This is a genomic window from Leptolyngbya sp. O-77, from assembly GCF_001548395.1.
Classification (GTDB): domain Bacteria; phylum Cyanobacteriota; class Cyanobacteriia; order Elainellales; family Elainellaceae; genus Thermoleptolyngbya.
This window is the reverse complement of sequence record NZ_AP017367.1, coordinates 422,164-442,108: the sequence shown is the minus strand read 5'-3', so window position 1 is coordinate 442,108 and position 19,945 is coordinate 422,164. Positions and strand designations below refer to the sequence as shown.

Below are 19,945 nucleotides of genomic sequence, written 5' to 3'. Positions count from 1 at the left end.
GCTTTTGGATTTTCTCTATGCGTTCCGGTTCGTCTGATTCTGATAAGAGTTCTGATAAGAGTAGCGTGCCACTGTGCGATCGCCTCTTTGAGCGCATCACCGCCCATCCGCAGCGGCGGATCTCATTTGCCGAATTCATGGCGATCGCCCTCTACGACCCGGACTACGGCTATTACGCCACACCCAGCCCACGGATCGGCGCAGCGGGAGATTTCTATACCTCGCCCCATCTGGACGCAGCGTTTGGGGAACTGCTGGCAGAACAGTTTGCCGAATTGTGGCACCTGCTGGGCGCTCCGCATCCCTTTACGCTGGTGGAAATGGGCGCAGGGCAAGGGATCTTGGCGGCGGATGTGCTGCGCTATCTCTATCGAGAGCATTACGCCTGCTTTGAAGCCGTGAACTATGTGATTGTGGAAATTTCGGCGGCGATGCGGGCAGAGCAGCAGCGTCGGCTCCAGCCTTTGGCAGACTCTGGCCAGGTGCGCTGGTGCAGTTGGGAAGAGATGCCGCTCGATTCTGTGACGGGCTGCTTTTTCTCAAACGAACTGGTGGATGCGTTTCCAGTGCATCAGGTGGCGATCGCCCAGGGGCAGCTCCAGGAAATCTACGTCACCCTCGCACCCGCGCCCGCGTCGGATGGGCCAGGGGCGCGGTTTGCCGAAGCGCTAGGCGAACTCTCCACGCCAGCGCTGGCTGAATATTTCCAGCTTGTCGGCGTGGATCTGCCGTCCGACCGCTATCCCGACGGCTATCGCACCGAGGTCAACCTGGCGGCGCTGAACTGGCTGCAAACGGTGGCAGATCGGCTGCATCGTGGCTACGTGATCACCATCGACTATGGCTATCCGGCGCAGCGCTACTACAGCCCCACCCGCACCACGGGCACGCTCCAGTGCTATTACCAGCACGCGCACCATTCTGACCCTTATCTACACATTGGGCGGCAAGACCTGACGGCGCATGTGGATTTCACAGCGCTGGAGCGCCAGGGCGATCGCTGCGGGCTAGACACGCTGGGATTCGTCCCGCAGGGCCTATTTTTAATGGCGCTGGGATTGGGCGATCGCCTGGCGGCCCTGTCCTATCCGGAGCCGGGCGTAGCGGTGAACCTGGCAGAATTGCTGCAACAGCGCGATCGCCTCCAGTCGCTGATTGACCCTTTGCGGCTGGGCAACTTTGGCGTACTGGTGCAAGGCAAGGGCATTGACCCGGCGGCGCTGCCCAAAGGCTTGCAAACACCGAGTTCTTTAGGAGTCGTTTAGAAGCCGTCTAAAATCAGAAATAATTAAACTCTCTACAAACTCTTGCCGGAAATATCGGCATTGCGGAGGCCCTAGGGAAACATCAGCGTTGTTTTCGGTCTCGCGCCATAATTCTATAAATTTCTTGCGAGGCTATGTATAGGAATATTCTTGTTTTTTTACCAGGAAGGATGGGGACTGCTCTGTGGAATTGAGGTTGGAGTTTTGTGAATCTGTCAGCTAAGCTGATCAAAATGCGCCATGACAGAAGGCATTCCCTTTAACAATCAGCTTTCGCCCGAAAACGCTGCCTCCACACACCAGGCTAATCCATTGCTTGCCGCGTGTCCGCCGCCCACCAGCAATCCACTTCTATTGCCGCCGATGACCGTCGTGGCACAAACCCTGGCGACTGAGGTTGTGCGCCTTATGCACGAGGCTCAGTTGGACTGTGTTGCTGTCTTGCAGCAGGGGCAACTGCTGGGTTTGTTTACGGCTCAAGATGTGGTTCGGGCGATCGCCCAGGGCAGTGACCTCAACACAACGCAGATTGGTGACTTGGTGCAGCGATCGCCAACAGTCATGACGGAAACCGAATGGGATGCACGGGGCGCTACATCATCTTCACTGGTGGGTGGCTATGTAGCGGTGCTGGACTTGGACGGGAACCTGTTGGGCTTGGCAAGCCTGGATCGGTCGCGCATCGATTCCTCTGGAGCAGCCGCCCAAGAGCCACAAAACTGCTATCGCCAAATGCTTGACGGCTCGCCTAACCCTATCCTCTGGGTTAACCGGGCAGGGCTGATTCTAAACTGGAACCCCGCCTGTGAGCAGGTGTTTCAGTATGGACAAACCATGCGGGGGCGATCGCTGCAAGACCTTGTGCCCAGCGCAACGCTCTGGAATACAGTGCAGACGATGATAGCGCAAGTCTTTGAGGGGCAGTCGTTTGCCAATGTAGAACTGACCCTCCGCTGTCAGGACGGCACAGAACGCCTGACGCTGGCGCGACTCTATCCGCTGGTTGATAGTCAAGGGCAGATCGATGCCTGCATCTTTGCAAACACCGACATCACGGAATATAAGCGAGTGGCGATCGCCCTCCGCCAGCGCGAAAAGGATTTGTCTGATGCCCAGCGCCTCGCCCGCCTGGGCAGTTGGGATTACAACGTGCAAACACGAACCGTCACCTGGTCAGATGAAACGTATCGCATTTTTGGGCTTGACCCGACGCAGCCTCCTACCTACCGCACCCTGCGGCGGCTGATCCACCCTGCCGATGTGCAGTCGTTTGAACAGTTTGTCAAGCGGGCGATCGCCACGGGCGCTGCCTACGACCACGAGATGCGGATCGTTCTACCGGACGGCTCTCTGCGCTATCTCCACAATCGCGGTCAGGCCATTGTTGAAAACGGAAAAACGGTGCGCCTGTTTGGCACTACGCAAGACATTACCGAACGCAAGCAGGCCGAGCAGCGGCTTCAGCAGCAGACTCAGCGTGAACGACTAATCGCCCAGATGGCCCAGCGCATTCGCCAGTCGCTCGATTCGTCTGAGGTGCTGTCTACGACGGTAGACGAGGTGCGCCAGTTTTTGCAGGCCGACCGCGTGTTAATTTACCAGTTTCAACCTGACTGGAGCGGGCGTGTGTTGGTGGAATCGGTCGGACAGGCAGACTGGTCTCTGTGCGATCGCGTCATCGACGATCCGTGCTTTCAGGAAAACTGGCTAAAGCTCTATCAGCAAGGGCGCGTGCGGGCGATCGCCAACGTTCATACGGAAGACATTGCTCCCTGCCATCGCGAATTTCTGCTGCAATTCCAGGTCACTGCTAATTTGGTAGTGCCGATTTTAGTGCAAAAACAGCTTTGGGGGCTGCTACTGGTGCATCAGTGTTGCCACCCGCGCCAGTGGCAAGTGTGGGAGTGTGACTTGTTGCTGCAACTTGCCAATCAAGTCGGCATTGCGATTCAACAGTCAGAGTTATACCACCATGTCCGGCTGCTCAATGCCAGCCTGTCCACTCAGGTCAAAGAGCAAACTTCTCAGATTAAACAAGCGCTCGACTTCGAGAAACTGCTCAAGCGCATTACCGACAAAGTGCGCGACAGCCTTGATGAAGATGTCATTCTGCAAAAGGTGGTGCAAGAGCTAGGAACAGAGTTGGAAATCAGCATTTGTGATACAGGACTCTATGACCTGGAGCAGAATATCTCCATCATTCAGCACGAGTATGTGGCTCCGGGCATCCCTTCTCGACATTCCAGCATCGTGTCAATCGGGGACTATAAAGAACTGTATGAACAGATCTTTCAAAGCCAAATCGTCCACTTTTGTTGGCGCATTGCTCCTCAGTCATCCGCAGGCAATTTACCAGAGAACTCCAACGCGAAACCAATTTTGCGAGACATCAATCGGCCCTTTAGCGTGTTGGCGTGTGTACTTCGAGATAATCAAAGTTTGTTGGGGGATTTGTGGCTTTATCGGGCAGGGAATGAGCCATTTGAGGATAGCGAGATTCGTCTGGTGCAACAGGTCGCCAATCAATGTGCGATCGCCATTCGACAAGCCAGGCTCTATCAAGCAGCACGCAGCCAGGTTGAGAAGCTGGAACAGCTAAATGAACTAAAAGATAACTTTTTAAGCAGCGTTTCGCACGAACTGCGGACTCCGATGGCGAATGTCAAGATGTCATCCCAAATGCTGGAACTGAGCCTGCGTCAGATTGGCATTTTCGACAATCCAGATCTGGGTCATATTCACCGCTATTTCCAAATTCTGAAAGATGAATGTCAGCGAGAGCTAAAACTGATTAACGATCTGCTGGATTTATCTCGACTCGATGCTGGGATGGAGCCACTCCTGCTGACAAGCATTCATCTGTGCGACTGGATTGCACACATTGCAGAACCATTTTTAGAACGCACTCGAAATCATAATCAGCAACTTATTCTGAACGTTCCAGCGAATCTTCCATCAATCACGACAGATACCTCTTATCTCAGTCGCATCTTGGGTGAGTTGCTCAATAACGCCTGCAAATATACACCTGCCCAAGAGACGATCCAGGTTTCAGCAAGTGAATACACTGCTGAATACTTGAGGATCATGATTGTGAACACGGGTGTAGAGATCCCTGTCATAGAACAGGAGCGTATATTTGAACGCTTTTATCGCATCCCCAGTAACGATCTGTGGAAGCATGAAGGAACGGGACTGGGGCTGGCGCTGGTCAAGAAACTGGTCGAGCATTTGGGTGGGGCGATCGCCCTCGAAAGTCACGACAATTTTGTGCGCTTTGTCCTGACGCTACCCGTCATGCTGCACGACGCGCAGACTCTGCCCACCTATTAGCCCGGTCACCGTTCCGCCGTGCTTTAGCACCGCATCGAGATACTGCAACGCGCCGCTTGAAATGCGTTCTCCAGGAATCAACAGCGGAATGCCTGGCGGATAGGGACACACCGTTTCTGCTGAAAGGCGATCGCCCGCCTGCTCTAGCGGCACCACCTCGCTCGCTGCCAAAAACGCCGCACGGGGCGACAGCGATTGCTCCGCCCCTATCGGGTTCGCCTCTAGGGGGTTCCAGGAAAAAGCCGCCAGTCCCGGTCTGAGTGTTTCAGCTTGCGGCCCATCGCGGTCGGTCTGCTGAACCGACTGAGCCAATGTCCGAAATCCCTGCACAAGCTGCTGAATATCCTGCGGCGTGTTGCCCAGGCTGAGGATAAAGGTGAGATGCGTCAGCGCGGGCAACTCTGCCGTTACGCCCAGTTGCGTGTGCAAAATTTCGTCAGCGGCAAAGCCCGACAGTCCCAGCGCCCGCACATCCACCGTCAGCCGAGTGGGGTCGAGCGCCACGAAGCCGGGAGTAGAAGCATGATTTGCCGTGAGCAGTTGCAGTCCGGGAATTTGCGCGAGTTCTGTACGGGCGATCGCCGCCAAGTCTAGCGTGTGCTGCATGAGTTCCGATCCGTGCTGCGCCAGTTGCCAGCGGGCGGCATCCAGCGAGGCTAGCAGCAGATAGCTGGGGCTGGTGGACTGCACCAGGCGCAGGGCGCGGCTGAGGCGATCGGCATCGACGCGATCGCCCTGGCAGTGCAGCATCGAGGCCTGGGTCATCGCGCCCAGCACTTTATGAGTGGACTGCACGACAATATCAGCCCCCGCTGCCAGCGATGCGGTTGGGAAATCAGCATGAAAGGCAAAATGTGCGCCGTGGGCTTCGTCCACGATCAGTGGAATGCTGTGTTGATGAGCGAGTTGGGCGATCGCCCCGATGTCTCCACAGGCTCCGTAGTAGGTCGGGTAGACCAGCATCACCGCCTTTGCACGCGGATGCTGCGCCAGCGCCGCTGCTACGGCCGCGGGGGAAACGCTGTGGGCAATGCCCCACTCGGCATCGTAGTCGGGAGACAGAAAAACGGGCGTTGCACCAGAGAGAATGAGTGCGGCGATCGCCGCCTGATGGCAGTTTCGCGGCAGGATCAGCAAGTCGCCAGGGCCGCAGGTCGCCAGCACAGCCGCCTCGATGCCGCAGGTAGAGCCATTTGCCAGAAACCAGGTCTGCGCCGCGCCAAACAGGTCGGCTGCGAGTGCCTGCGCCCGCAAAATCGCGCCTTCTGGCGTAAACAGATTGTCTAGCTCTGGCAGTTCCGGCAGATCAGCCAGGAAGGGGCGATCGCCCAGCAAGTTCCGCATCGGCTGCGGAATACCCCGGCCGCGCTTGTGCCCCGGTGTGTAAAACGGCGCGTGGGGCCGCTGGGCACACTGCTGCAATGCCTCCAGCAGCGGTAGTTCTCGCTGATTGCCCAGGTTTTCGCGCTGCCCCATGCGCTACTGCACCGTCGTCTGCGGCTCCAAAATCACCGCCTCGTAGCGTACCACGCCAGGTTTTTCACTGCCGATGCAGCGGGCGGCCTGGCGCGATAAATCGAGCGATCGCTTGCCGATATACGGCCCCCGATCGTTGATGCGGACGATGACCGAGGCTCCGCTGCGGACGTTGGTCACGCGCAGATACGTATTGAATGGCAGCTTCGGATGGGCGGCCGTCAGGGCATATTGGTTAAACCGCTCGCCGTTTGCAGTCAGGCGATTGTGAAAGCCCGGCCCATACCAGGACGTGATGCCGCCCAGGCTGCGGTCGGTCTGGGTGAGGCTGTAGAGGTCTGCCTGCGCCGCCATCAGCGGCAGGGGCGCTTCACCCAATGCCACCCGCAGGTTGTTGAACCAGTCGATGGCGACCAAATCGGCAGTGCGTCCCAGGCGATTGGCTAGCGCTCGATCGACGGTAAACAGCAGGCGATCGCCCCCGTCGGATGTCGCGCCTTCATTGCCCAACACTGCGCTGGGCTTGCCATCCACCATCACCAGCCGCAACTGGTCTACAGAAAATTCAGGCTTGCCCAGAGCAGCCGTCAGCCGTTGGGCAATTTGGGCTGCCTCGCTGCTGCTGGGTAGCTCCATCACAACCTTTCCCTTGACCCACACCTGATATAGTGCGGCGGCTTCGGGACGGGCGGGGGCGGGCGGCTTCGGGGGTTGCTGAGTCGAGCCGCGCTTTACGCCTGCCGATGTTTGCGGAGTCGTTTGGGAAATGTCCAGACATTGCTTGAAAACCTGTTGCGCTCCCATAGCAGGAGCCGCAGCCGGACGCACCAAGACCCTGGGAGCCGCAGGAGGGCGGGGAGCGATCGCCGATTTGGTCTGAGTGGAACGGTCAGTCTTGACAACACTACGAAGCTCTGGGGTCGGGCGATCGCCCCCAGCAGTCGCGGCGCAATGAACTGCACGTTTCGCCAAGACAGAAGGGAGCCAGAGGGCGATCGCCCCGCCTGCCCTACCAGACACAAATCATCAATCGATCGCCCAGCCTGACAGCGGGCTGCCTCTCTAGGGGTTGCGCCGCTTGCTTTTGCGACATCTTGCCGAACCGGAGTTGCAGTAAACCTGGAATCGGTAGATACATCGCCAACTTCAGCCACCAGCGGCTGCATCGGCAGTCCCAAAAAAGGCGAAAAAAAACCGACCGTGGATGTTGCCATCCAGGCAAGTCCTAAAACGCTCATATTTAACCAGTAATGAACACACAGAAAATCAGGGGTTGACCGCATCTAACAGCGCCCCGACACAGAAGGATCAACCTCTGGTCGTAGTTCGCTGCTATCCTCAGCAACGCCCAGTTTTAGAAATGTCAGAGTCAGCAAAATCATTGCCACAACCCCAACCTCGTCATCTTAGAGCGATAGACTAGGGCAAACCATCCACCGCTGAGAGGAAATCCACCTCCTCCCAAGAGCCTCGCCCGTTCGGGTGAAAAATCACCAGTGATGTATACGGGATAAGCTTTTCTATAAGGTTCCCTAGAATAAGGGATCTTTCCAGAGAATTTTCAAAAAGTTATCAGTTATACACAATTTTTGTTCACGTTTCTTAAACCCCCGCGAAAACCCTGTGCAAAAAACCAGTTCCTATGACTAGCGACTCTCCATCGTCTGAACTGTCCCAATGGCAGTGCTTACTGAAAAACCTTGGAGCCTGGGAAGGCTCGTTTACGCGGCTGTCGCCTGCGGGCATGGAAATCAGCAGCGTACCAACGGTGGTCACGCTAGAAGGGCTAAATCAAAACCAGACCATTCGCCAGACGCTAGAATTTGGCGAATCGACCACGGGCGACCCGCCAACGACAAAGGTGCTGGAATACAGCAGCCTGAATCGCAGCACGCTGTTTTTTGAAACAGGCGCATTTTCGCAGGGGTCGCTGCAATTTAGCCCCTTTGGGGAATTTGGCGCAGAGTTTGGGCTAATCGCGGGCGATTCGCGAAGCAATCCCTTTGGGAATCGCCGGATGCGCTTGGTGGAGCTATTTCACGGCGCAGGCGGGGAAAGCCGCCTCAGCAGCCTGACGCTGATCCGCGAAACGCGGCGGGGCAGCACCGCCACCGAGCGCCCGCCCCTCACCGCCGAGCAACTGGTCGGCACCTGGCGTGGACGCGCCGTGACGCTGTATCCCGACTGGCGATCGCCCGAAACCTACACCACCAGGCTCTCCGTCAACCTGGACGGAACCCAACTCCAGCAGCACCTCACCGCCCCCGGCATCTCCCTCAGCACCACAGGCACCCTCACCCCAACTGCTATCCACTTCACCCAGGGCAGCACCCCGCTCCAGCTCCTGCTCCTGCCCGACGGAGCCTCCGCCAACACGCCGCTTGTCATTCCCAAAGGCCGGCCCTTCTTTTTGGAGGCGGGCTGGTTGATCTCGCCTACCCTGCGCCAGCGCATGATTCGCCGCTATGACGCGCAGGGCGGCTGGGAGAGCCTGACACTGGTGGAGGAAGAGAAAGTCTAGTGGGACGAGTGTACAAGGCTAAGGTGCGAAGATGATAGGGAAGGCAGGACACACGCTGCCCCCCGTTTCTGCCCTTCTCTCATCAAACCCCTGTATTTTCTGTATTTTCTATTCTCCTGTGCTGTGGCAAGCTGATTTTTACCGTCGTCCCCTGCAAACCGATGCGGGTGAAGTCCTATGGGAATTGATCGTGTGCGACCCAACGGGGGCGTTTAGCGCCTGTATTGATTGTCCACAGTCGCAGGCGACGGTGGGCTGGCTGGCGGCCCAGTTTAGGCGGCTTCAGGCAGAAGGAACGCCAGAGCGGATTCAGGTGTTTCGGCCACAGAGTTTGGGCTTGATGGAAGCAGCAGCCAGAGCGGTCGGTTTCACAGTGGAGCCAACGCGCCACGCGCCGATGCTGAAACATTTGTTGCTGCGCCGCGCTGCCTACTATCCCAACTTGCCGGGTTATACGGGCGAAACCTATGACCCGCTGGCAATTGACGCGCCGCCCCCTGTTCCCGTGCCGGAGGCGATTTGGGGCGATCGCTGGCGATTTGCGGCCCTCGCTGCGGGTGATCTGGAAATTCTCTATGGCGATCGCCCCATTCCCATTTGCTCCACACCCGATCGCCTCTTGCCGATTAATCTGGGACTGGCCTCTACCCAGCCCGTTCCGGGGGTCATCATCGACGGCGGACGGCAGGCAATGAGGCTGGCGCGATGGCTTCAGGAGGTGCGCCCTGCGCTATTGAGCTATGTTCCAGGAACCCCCGACGGGCTGATTTTGGAGGCTGGCTTGAGCGATCGCTGGATTCTGTCCACCTTTCACGATGCCGACGTGGCCGCGGCGGCCCGCCTCTTTCAGCAGCGGCAGCGCGATGCCAACGGTCTGCACTTTCTGCTGGTGCAGCCAGATGATACAGGCGTAACCTATAGCGGGTTTTGGCTGCTGGGCTAAGGGGTCAGCCCGATCCGGCGAGGCTCTTTAGCAGCCACCCCAGCACAATTCCTACCCCGCCAAAGCGCACCGCCATCCAGAAGGGTTCCTTGAGGCTGTTCCAAGAAAAAAGCTGACTTTCTAGCGCCACTTCCAACTCCACAAGCTGATCCGTTAAGCGCTTTAGCTCCAGTTTCAGGGATGGATCTTGCGTATGGGCATAGTCGCGCTGCACCTGCTCAATGCGCTGTTGCAGAGTCTCCTGGCGCTGCTGATCGGTCTTGACTTGGGCGTAGCGTGCCTGCAACGTTTGGAGCGATCGCCCTAGTTCGTCTAGCGCCTGTTCAAAGTCGGGTTCGGGAGGGGTCATTGGGGCAGGGGGGTAAGGGGATGGCGTGATATCGATTCTGGATTTTAGATTGGCAATTTTGGATTGCCAGTTCAATTCTTAACCCGGCTCCCCTAACCCCCTCACCGTTTTCACCTTCAGTTCTAGCGTTGCGTCTTCGTCGCACACGATCAGGGCGTTGGGATGCAGTTGCAGCGCGGAAATCGTCCACAGGTGATTGATGCAGCCTTCGACCGCGTGGTGAACGGCCTGGGCTTTGGCCGCGCCTTGCGCCAGAATCATCACTTCCTGGGCATCGAGAATCGTGCCCACGCCAACGGTGAGGGCGTGGGGTGGGCACCTGGCTGGGGTCGTCAAAAAAAGCGGGCGTTGACCCGGCGCGTGCGATCGCTCAGGGCTTGCAGGTGCGTTCGAGAGGGCAAGGGAGGTACCTGGTTCGTTGAACGCGATATGGCCGTCTTCGCCCACGCCCCCGATGAATAAATTTACGCCACCAAAGGATTTAATCTTATCTTCGTAGGCGGCACATTCTGCGGCCAAATCTGGTGCGTTGCCATCAAGAATATGAACATTTTGGGCAGGAATATCGATGTGATTCAAGAGGTTTTGACGCATGTAGACACAATAGCTTTGCGGGTGATTTTGGGGCAGCCCAACATACTCGTCCATATTAAAGGTGACAACATGTTGAAAGCTGATTTTTCCCTGCTGGTATAGCTCAATCAGACGGGCATATAGCTTGAGCGGGGTGCTGCCTGCGGGCAATCCAAGAACAAACGGGCGATCGCCCGTCGGAGCAAAATCAGCAATGCGCCGCAGAATATATTGTGCTGCCCACTCAGCTACCTCAACAGCAGTTGGGCACAGGATTAGACGCATGAGATATCGCAGGGTGTGAAGAGGATGGAGCCGTGAAAATACGTAGAAAAGTAAACCTAGGAAACGATTGGTAAAGATTGGAGGACTTTTGAGTCCCAACTCAAATCAGGTTTGGTATTGTAATTGGCATCACAGATCGTTTTCAATACCGCCAGCTGCCCGAAACGGAGTTTACAAAATTCAGTTTCTCTTTATCTAGGCTGGTTCGTTTATATGTGATTTCAATTCGGGTCGGCGATTTTATTTTAAGTCGGCCGTTTAGGTGTACAGGCAATCAGCTCATAGATAACAGGCAAAGCTCAGGCGATCGTTCGTCTGGGCATTTTTTTGCATTCGGCTAGCCCGTTGTTCCCTATAGCCAGTTCCCCACCAAAATAAACGGGGCCCAGTAGGCCGGCCGGGCAAACTTGCCGCCGGACTCGATTAGCTGGGTTTGCGCCTGCTGTAGAGCTTTGGCTTTGCTCAGGTCTGGGTTTTTCAAATCTGCATAGAAGCCTTTAATCAAGTCAGAGGTGGCTGCATCGTTGACAAACCAGAGCGAGGCCAGCACGCTGCGAACGCCCGCTTGGGCCGCGACACCGGCCAGCCCCAGCGCTGCGCGATCGTCGCCGACGGCGGTGGTGCAGGCTGTGAGCGAGAGCAACTGCACCGGGCGGTTTGGATCGACCCCCCGCAAGAGCCGATCAAGCTGGTTGAGGGTCAGCTTGTTTTCTGGTGGGTCCGCCGTGACTAGGAACGTGTCTTCTGCCTCAGTGCCAAAGATGCCGTGGGTGGCGATGTGCAAAATCGGAAAATTGTTCGAGAACAGTGTTTGTGTCAGGTTATCGAGCCGGAATGCGTTGCCCGTTAGCGTCTGGCTGCGGGGCAGTTCGGTGAGAATTGCGTCCAGTTCTTCACTGACGTAAAACAGGGGGTCAAAGCGACCCGCTTCGCTGTCGGACGGGCTGGTGTCGGTGAGTCCGGCGGCGAGGGCGCGGAGGTTGCCCCGATCTAGCGGGACAGGGCTGGTGAGTTGCAGGCTGGGGGTATAGGCGATCGCATACTTTTGAATCAAAAACTGCGTGCCATCGTGCAGGGCTGACATGGGCACACTCCGCAAGATATCATCCTGCACAAAGGTCAGCGTTTCCACCTGCTGTTGTTGGAAGAGTGGTTCAAACGGGCGGATGAGCTGGTCATACAGTTTTTGGGCGGGCTGTGGATTGTAGGCACGAAAGTCCACCTCTAGACCGCGACGGTAAGCGTTGACTTCGTCGCGCAGGGTTTGGCGGTCGGTGTTGATCCACTCGTACTGGCGATCGCCATTGGGCAGCGTCAGCAAAACGGCAGTCCGATCGTCCAAAACCACCGTGCTAATGACTGCCGTGCGATCGCCCTCCGTCAGCAGCTTTTGCGCCACCGTCAGATCCACGTTTCGCGAGGTCAGCACGCAGTCATCTCCAAAGTAGTTTTGCAATTCAGCAAGTTTTAGAGAATCTAGCGTCCCCAGGGCGCGGCTGAGGCTGTCAGGCTGGTCGCTGCTGGCGGGTGGCAGCAACTCCGACGGTTTGCCCTGCTTCAGCCGCAGCGCCACTAGCTCCCGATACACTGGGTCGATGGAGTCTCGAAAATCAAACTGAATATCACGGCTGGCGATCAAGATGTCGTCGCGGATGATTTCTAACGTGGCGATCGCCCGCTCATAGGCCGCGATGGATTCCGTCGTTTGTCCTTGCGCCTGCAAAATACGTCCCGTTTGCCATTCCCAGAGGTAGCGGCTGTCGTATTCACCCTCTGCGGCAATACGGGCATCTTGCGTGATTTCTAGTGCTTTTTCGTATTCCTTCTGACATTCGTACCAGCGTCCTAGTTCCCCCAGCGCAAATGAGAGTGAGCGGCGATCGCCCAGCTTCTCGGCCGCATTCGCGATTGAATTCAGGGTCTCCTTCGCGTCATTATTCGCCGCAGGGTTCGCTCCAGGAGTTGCAGCAGGGGTAAAACACTGGCTGCGGGCAATCGGCTGCTGGGGCGAGGCGGGCATCAGCAGCCGCACCCAGTCGAGGGCGGCCAGCAGCGTATCCTGACTGGTTGGAAGCTGATTCAGCAGGGCTTTGACGGACTGACGAGCATTTTGGGCTGCTGCGACATTGCCTGTGCGGTCGTAGGCGGGAATCGCATCCAGCAGCGCCCGCAGCCGCTCGGCGGGCTGAGTTGCCCAGTCGAGGCTTTGCTGAAAGTCTTGGAGTGCGGACTGGTCGAGCGATCGCCCCTCATCTCGCAGTCGTTCGGCTCGCTGCACATCGCCCAGGAGATCTGCCGAGTTGGCCTGCCGATAGCGCACCACCGCCTGTCGGGCTTTCAGCGCTCCCAGGTTGCTGTAGGTCGCTGCCAACAGCGTCCGGTCGTCGAGCGTTCTGGCTAAGCTTAGGGCTTGGTCTAATGCCGCTTTGGACAAGTCATCATTGCCCATCAGCCGATGGGATTGCCCCAGGCTGCCCCAGGCGGCGGCTTCGCCGTGGCGGTCTGCGGTGTGCTGGGCGATCGCCACGGCGCTCTCGGCTGCACAGCTTTCCTTGGCGCTCTGCTTTGCTTCGCCACACAGCAGCGCCACGGCTTTGCGATATTGCCCTATGCGGTTGTAAATCTGCGCCTGCTCGGTGAGCGATCGCCCCCAGCGGGCGGTATAGTCCACCGCGCGATCGGGCTGCTGGGCCGCAAGCTGGCGATAGGTGTTTCCTGCCGTTTGCCACAGGCTTAGCGCGTCGGCCTGTTGCCCGATGGCCTGCCGGGCCCGGGCCAGGTTTTCCGTGAGGATGACTTCGTAGGCAGGGTTGGGCTGCTGGCGATAGGTGTCGCGCACGGCTTCCCAGAGGGCGATCGCCCCTAGATAATCCCCCTGGCGATAGCGGTCAATCCCCTGCTGCACCTGTGCCGCTAGGTTTATGGCCTGTCCCCAGCCAGACCGTAGCGGCAGCACCACACACAGCCCCACGGTCAACAGACCTAGCCCCAGGTAGAGTAGCCGACGCCAGTTCTGCCGCCAGTGCCATATTCCTGAAAGGAGTCTGCCCATCTGAATCCAGCGCGTTGCCTTTTTCTGTTGGCTCATGCTGACCGCCTCGCCGCTTTCTCGCCGTTTTAAGGTTTTAAGGAAATGTCTAAAGCAATTTCTTGATTTCTAATTTCTTGATTCCTAAAACGAGATGTGCAGGTTTGCTGATCTCCCTCACCCTAAATCCTTCTTCCACCGTGGGAGAGGGACTTTAAGCCAAGCTTGCTCCCCTCCTTCCAGGCAGGGAGAAGGGGTCGGGGAGGAGGGCAAACTGAAGCTGTACATTGCGTTTTCTAAACAGGAACCTGAAGCAAAATGCAGACTTTTCTCCAGACCATAGCAGACTTTTTAGGGAGGATTCAAATCCGCCGATGCGTCTGCGGAGCTTACCGGATTAGACCATCGCCCAATCCTTTCATTCATACTCCCTAACTGCTGCCAGAAGTGGACGAGCGGAAGTTGGGGCGACCCGACAAACTGCGGATCAACGGTCTTTAGCGCGATCCACTCGCCGCTCTGGGTCTGAGCAATATCGACCCCCAGCAGCGGCACGTCTAGCCGTTTGGCAACGGCAAAAGCCACGGCAAACAGCGCCTCTTCTTCTTCGACCGAGAGCCAGCGTCCGGGGTCGTCGCTGGGCCAGGCATAGCCATAGGTGAGGATTTCCCGATTGCATAGCACCACGCGAAACTCGCGCCCCAGGGGAAATCCGGCGGGCGTGGTGTGGTGATGGCGCAGGTCAACCCATCGGCGGGCCAGGATAGGCTGATGTGGCTCCTGGCTGAGTTCCTGGTTTAATTCCTGGTTTAGTTCCTGGTTTAATAAATCCGCTGCGATGCGTCGCGCTTGCTCTGGCGTTTTGGCGATGCTGCTCCGCAAGGCTAACGTCAACGCCCGTTGCCAGTCTTGCAGCACCGCCGCCGACCCGCTGCGCTGAAACACCAGCGGCAAGCCGAGTTGGGCGATCGCCCCTTCAACTGCCCCTGGCTGTTCTATCACAATGCTGGCCGGGGTCAAATCCTTGAGGAGTGGATAGGCGCGGTGAAATTCCTGAGCAAGGTGGTGTTGGGCCGGCGTATTGGGCAGGTGCAGGTTCTTGGCCTGAGCAGCGGCAAACAGTTCACCATAGCGGAATGCGGCGGTCGGCGGCGCAAGCCAGAAAGCAGGGGTCGGCTGAGGCTGGGCTGGAATGGCGGTCAGCGCTTCGGTCGCAGAAGATCCGTCCGTTGCGATCGCCCACACGGAAAAGCCCAAAATTTCGGCGATCGCCCCCGACGCTTCGAGCGATCGCCCCAACTCCGCAGTCACCCCAAGTCTTGGACTTTCAAACAGCACAATCATTCAAACAGGCAAACTCTATGACTAAAAATCACTGATCGCAAAAAATCAAGGATCAAGCTACAGATTTCTGAGCTTTCTGACTCTATCGCTGGCATTTTAGAAGCCTCGATAAAGCAGATCGGTCGAAACGCTAAATCCTTCAAGAAATCGCCTTCATCTATTCCAAAAACCTTGGGTAACCCCTTAGAAAAGTCTAAACTGAGCAAAGAGAATTCTAAATGGATTTCACTGCCCCATTCTGAGTCAGGGACAACCGTTATACCGCTATGAGCCGATTTTCTTCCCGTGAAGCCCTTACGACCCTCCAGCCCCCCATTGCTGAAAAACGCCCCTACGTGCTGACGGCACACGGCGACGAGCGGATTGATGACTATTACTGGATGCGCGATCGGGATGATCCGGCCGTCATGGCATACCTGGAGGCAGAGAACGCCTACACCGAAGCGGTCATGCAGCCCACCGCCGACTTGCAGACCAAGCTGTATAACGAGATTCTGGGGCGAATTCAGGAAACGGACTTATCCGTGCCCTATCGCAAGGGCGATTACTACTACTACAGCCGCACCGAGGAAGGGAAAGCATACTCTATTTTTTGTCGCAAAAAGGGCAGCCTGGATGCGCCGGAAGAGGTGCTGCTGGATGAGAATTTGCTGGCAGCGGGGCACGAATATTTCGACCTGGGCGTGTTGCAGGTTAGCCCCGACCATCGGCTGCTGGCCTATTCCATCGACACAAACGGCGCGGAATTGTTCACGCTATATTTTCTGGATTTGGCAACCCGCGAACTGTATGCCGAGTCGATTCCCGATACCGCCTACTATTCGTTTGTCTGGGGCAACGACAGCCGCACCGTGTTCTACACCCAGGTAGACGCAGCACATCGCCCGCACAAGCTATTTCGCCATACGCTCGGCACACCCATAGACCAGGATGTGCTGGTGTTTCATGAACCGGATGATGCCTACCATTTGGGCATTGGCAAGACGGCGAGTGAAGCCTATTTGCTGCTCAGTTTGAATAGCAAAGTGACTTCTGAAGTTCACTTTTTGGATGCCAACGATCCAACGGGCGAGTTCAAGCTAATTCAAGCGCGATCGCCCGGTGTGGAATACTACGTGGAACACCACGGCGAACACTTCTACATCACCACTAATCAAGACGCGATCAACTTCCAGCTCCTGCGGACTCCTGTCAGCCGTCCCAGTCGAGAGAACTGGGAAACTGTGATTCCCCACCGCGAGACGGTCATGATCACCGGGGTCAGCGCCTTTGCGCGACATCTGGTGATCTACGAGCGGCAGGGCGGGCTGGAGACGGTGCGCGTGCGCCAGATGCCCAGCGGCGACGAGCATTACATTACCTTTCCGGAGCCGACCTACGAAATTGGCGAGGGCGCAAATCCGGAATACGACACCAATACGTTGCGGTTTAACTACACCTCGCTGGTCACACCCTGGTCGGTGTTTGACTATGACCTGGATACGCGCGATCGCGAGTTGAAAAAAGAAACCCCCGTGCTGGGCGGCTTCGACAAAACGCAGTACGTCAGCCAGCGGCTAGAGGCGATCGCCCCCGACGGCACGCCGATTCCCCTGTCGCTGGTCTATCACAAAGACCTCCAACCCACCGAGCCACGCCCGCTGCTGCTGACGGGCTATGGGTCCTATGGCTATAGCTATCCCGACTCGTTTTCTTCCACGCGGCTTTCCCTGCTCGACCGGGGCGTGGTGATGGCGATCGCCCATATCCGGGGCGGCTCAGAACTGGGGCGAAAGTGGTACGAAGACGGCAAGTTTTTGAACAAGAAAAATACCTTTACCGACTTTATCGCCTGCGCCGAATATCTCGTCGATCGCGGCTGGACTTCGCCCCAGCACCTCGCCATCACGGGCGGCAGCGCGGGCGGGCTGCTGGTGGGTGCGGTGGTGAACCTGCGGCCGGATCTGTTCCGAGTGGCGATCGCCGATGTGCCCTTTGTGGACGTGGTGACGACGATCCTCGACCCGTCGCTACCCCTATCGGTGATGGAATGGGAAGAATGGGGCAACCCCAACGACCCCGCCTTTTATCACTACATGAAGTCCTACTCGCCCTACGACAATGTGACCGCTCAGGACTATCCCGCAATGCTGGTTACTGCCGGCCTCAACGACCCCCGTGTCTCCTATTGGGAACCCGCCAAGTGGACAGCCAAGCTCCGCGCCCTCAAGACCGACTCCAATGTGCTGCTGCTAAAGACCAACATGGGCGCAGGCCACAGCGGCGCATCCGGCCGTTACGAGCGCATCAAAGAAGCTGCGTTTGAGTATGCCTTTTTGCTCTGGCAGTGGGGGCTGGCGGAGGAGGCGTGTTGACGCAATCCAAGTGTCCCGATCCAGTTTGGATTTTGGATTGGGGATTTTGGATGGCTGTGGATGGGCGGAATGCAGGCGCTTTTCTTCGTCTGGCTATTCCTTCACGCCTGCCAACACGCCAAATCGCACCAGCCCGCGCCGATAGCCCGACTGCATCAGCCCCATCGACAGCGCCGCCTGCATCGTGCCCCAGCCCGCCCGCAGCAGACCCACCACAGCAGCAGGAGAAATGGCAGAGCGCACCACCTCGTCCCAGAAGGGCACGACGGCGGGCGACCAGTCGGCAGTGCGGAGGTTGCAATAGCCGAGGGAGTGGGCGATCGCCTCGTATTCTGCCAGCGAAATGACATAGGGCAGCCGATAGACGCGATAAATCTTCTCCAAGTGGGCCTGTTCCTCGCGGGTCAGCGGCGATTCGTCAATCGGCCGGTGGCACCAAGTCGCCATGAGAAACGTGCCACCTGGTTTCAGCACGCGATGGCACTCTTTCAAAAACTGGGTCTTGTCGGGCATGTGTTCGCCGCTTTCCATCGACCACACCAGGTCAAACCTGCCGTCGGCAAAGGGCATCTTCAGGGCATCGGCCACCTGAAACTGAGTGCGATCGCCCAGCCCGGCCGCTGCTGCTCGTTCAGTGGCTCGTCGCGCCTGCACGGGGCTGAGGGTGATGCCCGTTGCCGCTGCCCCAAATTTTTCTGCCAGATAGAGCGAGCTACCGCCAATGCCACAGCCCACGTCGAGAATCGCCGTTGCTTGAGACACACCGCCCCAGCGCAGCAGTTCTTCAATCAGGTCGATTTGCGCCTGCCGTCGCTCCTTGCGCTCGGTGCCCGTCGGCCCATAATACCCGTGGTGCATATGCTCGCCCCACACCTGTTCCCATAGCCCCGACGAGGCATCATAAAAAGTCTGGATTTGCTGCTGTAGAGTTTTTGGCATAGCTTGACGCGATCGCGGGCGGTATTACTGTATAAAAGGATTGCCCATTCTGCCAACAGTTTTGCGAGCCACCTAGCCTTTTTAACCTCCCTATTTCTCCTGGGATCACCGTATCCCCTGTACTGCAACTCATCATGATGACCGTTCCACGCACGATTTGTCTGGGGTTTCTGGCACTCATTCTCGTTGGCACGCTGCTCCTGCTCTTGCCTATCTCTCTACAAAGTGGGCAATGGGGTGATTGGGTGACTGCCCTGTTTACCGCCACCTCGGCGGTCTGTGTGACTGGGCTGGCCGTAGTAGACACAGGCACCTACTTCTCTGGGTTTGGGCAGTTTGTGCTGCTGCTGCTGATCCAGATTGGCGGGCTGGGCTATATGACTGCGACGACGATTTTGCTGCTGGTGCTGGGGCGACGCTTTGGGTTGCGCGATAAGGCAGCACTCCAGCAAACGCTGGATATCGAGGAACTGTCTGGCGCGGTGCAACTGGTCAAGTCAATCATCGCGTTGACGGCACTGATTGAGATTTCGGGGGCGATCGCCCTTTTTTCTCTCTTCTCTCAAAATCCAGATTATGGTGTGGGTCAAAGTCTTTGGCTGGCAGTTTTTCACAGCATTAGCGCATTTAACAATGCCGGGTTCAGCCTGTTTTCCGACAGCCTCATGGGTTACACCAGCTCTGTGCCGATGAATTTGATTATCACCACAATCATCATTTTGGCGGGTATCGGCTATCAAGTACTCATGGAGGCTTTCTTTTGGGGGCGCGATCGCCTCCGGGGCAAGCCCAACCGCACCTGCTTTTCGCTCAACTTCAAAGTTGCCACCAGCACAACGCTAGTCCTGCTGCTGCTAGGGTTTGTCGGGTTTCTGGGCGCAGAGTTTCGCAACCCCGACACCATTGGTCGGCTCGATACCTCCACCAAACTGCTGGCTTCTTGGTTTATGTCGGTCACGCCGCGCACCGCTGGCTTCAACACCATTGATTACGGCAAAATGACCACCACGGGTCTTTTTATCACCATCGCTCTCATGTTTGTGGGGGCTAGCCCCGGCAGCACGGGCGGCGGCATGAAAACGACCACGCTGCGAGTGCTGTTTGAATGTACACGGGCAGTGCTGCGGGGCAAGGAAGAAGTCCTCTGCTATCGCCGCCAGATTCCCAATACGCTGCTGATTAAAGCCATTGGCGTTGTGTTTGGCTCCGTGATGACGGTCATCCTGACGACGGTGCTGATTACCCTCGCCGATCCAGACATGGACTTTACTCGCGTGCTGTTTGAGTCGGTGTCTGCCTTCGCCACCGTGGGGCTTTCTACGGGCATCACTGCGGCTGTATCCACATTTTCTAAGTTAGTGCTAGTTGTGACAATGTATGTGGGGCGGGTAGGCGTACTCATGCTAATGCTGGCGATTCTGGGCGACCCCAAGCCCAGCGCCATCAACTATCCCCAGGAAAATTTGCTAGTGGGCTAGCCGCTCACCGTTTAGGCAGACGGCGGCGGTTTCACTGACTCATCTGCTTTGATCCAA

14 protein-coding genes are annotated in these 19,945 nt (G+C 57.3%); 6 read left to right on the top strand and 8 right to left on the bottom strand.

Annotation, left to right across the window (positions count from 1 at the left end; translation table 11 throughout):
- The first annotated feature begins 17 nt into the window (after nt 1-17).
- Together O77CONTIG1_RS01920 and O77CONTIG1_RS01915 are read left to right on the top strand one after the other, a co-directional pair.
- Complete coding sequence (locus O77CONTIG1_RS01920; protein ID WP_068507617.1) at nt 18-1,265, top strand: class I SAM-dependent methyltransferase; 1,248 nt, start codon at nt 18-20, stop codon at nt 1,263-1,265.
- Nucleotides 1,266-1,505: 240 nt separating this feature from the next.
- A complete protein-coding gene (locus O77CONTIG1_RS01915) occupies nt 1,506-4,598 on the top strand; it encodes a GAF domain-containing protein (protein WP_068507614.1) in 3,093 nt (1,030 codons plus the stop codon).
- Here O77CONTIG1_RS01915 and O77CONTIG1_RS01910 read toward each other — a convergent pair.
- The 3 genes from O77CONTIG1_RS01910 to O77CONTIG1_RS24100 are packed head-to-tail and all read right to left on the bottom strand — an operon-like array spanning nt 4,554 to nt 7,288.
- Entirely contained in the window at nt 4,554-6,074 is a 1,521-nt protein-coding gene (locus tag O77CONTIG1_RS01910) for an aminotransferase class I/II-fold pyridoxal phosphate-dependent enzyme (protein WP_068507612.1), read from the bottom strand. The two genes, O77CONTIG1_RS01915 and O77CONTIG1_RS01910, sit on opposite strands and share 45 nt — an antisense overlap.
- A gap of 3 nt (nt 6,075-6,077) precedes the next feature.
- Nucleotides 6,078-6,878, bottom strand: coding sequence for a septal ring lytic transglycosylase RlpA family protein (locus O77CONTIG1_RS01905; protein ID WP_068507611.1), 801 nt, complete (start codon nt 6,876-6,878; stop codon nt 6,078-6,080).
- Nucleotides 6,806-7,288: a hypothetical protein gene (locus tag O77CONTIG1_RS24100; RefSeq protein WP_156434838.1), complete on the bottom strand. Its 483-nt coding sequence runs from the start codon at nt 7,286-7,288 to the stop codon at nt 6,806-6,808. Before O77CONTIG1_RS24100 ends, O77CONTIG1_RS01905 begins: the two co-directional genes overlap by 73 nt.
- A gap of 428 nt (nt 7,289-7,716) precedes the next feature.
- On the opposite strand from O77CONTIG1_RS24100, the gene O77CONTIG1_RS01900 reads away from it, so the two are divergent.
- On the top strand, nt 7,717-8,595 hold the full coding sequence (locus O77CONTIG1_RS01900; RefSeq protein ID WP_068507609.1) for a DUF3598 family protein: 879 nt from the start codon (nt 7,717-7,719) through the stop codon (nt 8,593-8,595).
- Between the two features lie 118 nt (nt 8,596-8,713).
- The gene (locus O77CONTIG1_RS01895; RefSeq protein ID WP_068507608.1) at nt 8,714-9,538 is read left to right on the top strand and encodes a Tab2/Atab2 family RNA-binding protein; all 825 of its coding nucleotides are present in this window, start codon (nt 8,714-8,716) and stop codon (nt 9,536-9,538) included.
- Nucleotides 9,539-9,542: 4 nt separating this feature from the next.
- On the opposite strand, the gene O77CONTIG1_RS01890 is transcribed toward O77CONTIG1_RS01895, so the two are convergent.
- The 4 genes from O77CONTIG1_RS01890 to O77CONTIG1_RS01875 all read right to left on the bottom strand — a co-directional run bounded on the left by O77CONTIG1_RS01890 (nt 9,543) and on the right by O77CONTIG1_RS01875 (nt 15,117).
- Nucleotides 9,543-9,887: a hypothetical protein gene (locus O77CONTIG1_RS01890; protein ID WP_068507606.1), complete on the bottom strand. Its 345-nt coding sequence runs from the start codon at nt 9,885-9,887 to the stop codon at nt 9,543-9,545.
- Nucleotides 9,888-9,965: 78 nt separating this feature from the next.
- Nucleotides 9,966-10,745, bottom strand: coding sequence for a glucosamine-6-phosphate deaminase (nagB, locus tag O77CONTIG1_RS01885; protein WP_084782023.1), 780 nt, complete (start codon nt 10,743-10,745; stop codon nt 9,966-9,968).
- Between the two features lie 352 nt (nt 10,746-11,097).
- Nucleotides 11,098-13,833: a CHAT domain-containing protein gene (locus tag O77CONTIG1_RS01880; protein ID WP_068507604.1), complete on the bottom strand. Its 2,736-nt coding sequence runs from the start codon at nt 13,831-13,833 to the stop codon at nt 11,098-11,100.
- 291 nt (nt 13,834-14,124) lie between these two features.
- Nucleotides 14,125-15,117 carry an ATP-grasp domain-containing protein gene (locus O77CONTIG1_RS01875; RefSeq protein WP_068507603.1) on the bottom strand — a complete coding sequence of 331 codons (993 nt, stop codon included), beginning with the start codon at nt 15,115-15,117 and terminating at the stop codon, nt 14,125-14,127.
- Nucleotides 15,118-15,383: 266 nt separating this feature from the next.
- On the opposite strand from O77CONTIG1_RS01875, the gene O77CONTIG1_RS01870 reads away from it, so the two are divergent.
- Nucleotides 15,384-17,471 carry a S9 family peptidase gene (locus O77CONTIG1_RS01870; protein WP_068507601.1) on the top strand — a complete coding sequence of 696 codons (2,088 nt, stop codon included), beginning with the start codon at nt 15,384-15,386 and terminating at the stop codon, nt 17,469-17,471.
- A 93-nt stretch (nt 17,472-17,564) separates the two neighbouring features.
- Here O77CONTIG1_RS01870 and O77CONTIG1_RS01865 read toward each other — a convergent pair whose 3' ends face one another.
- On the bottom strand, nt 17,565-18,410 hold the full coding sequence (locus tag O77CONTIG1_RS01865) for a methyltransferase domain-containing protein (RefSeq protein ID WP_068507600.1): 846 nt from the start codon (nt 18,408-18,410) through the stop codon (nt 17,565-17,567).
- A 134-nt stretch (nt 18,411-18,544) separates the two neighbouring features.
- On the opposite strand from O77CONTIG1_RS01865, the gene O77CONTIG1_RS01860 reads away from it, so the two are divergent.
- Nucleotides 18,545-19,888 carry a TrkH family potassium uptake protein gene (locus tag O77CONTIG1_RS01860; protein WP_317134186.1) on the top strand — a complete coding sequence of 448 codons (1,344 nt, stop codon included), beginning with the start codon at nt 18,545-18,547 and terminating at the stop codon, nt 19,886-19,888.
- Nucleotides 19,889-19,945 lie beyond the last annotated feature (57 nt).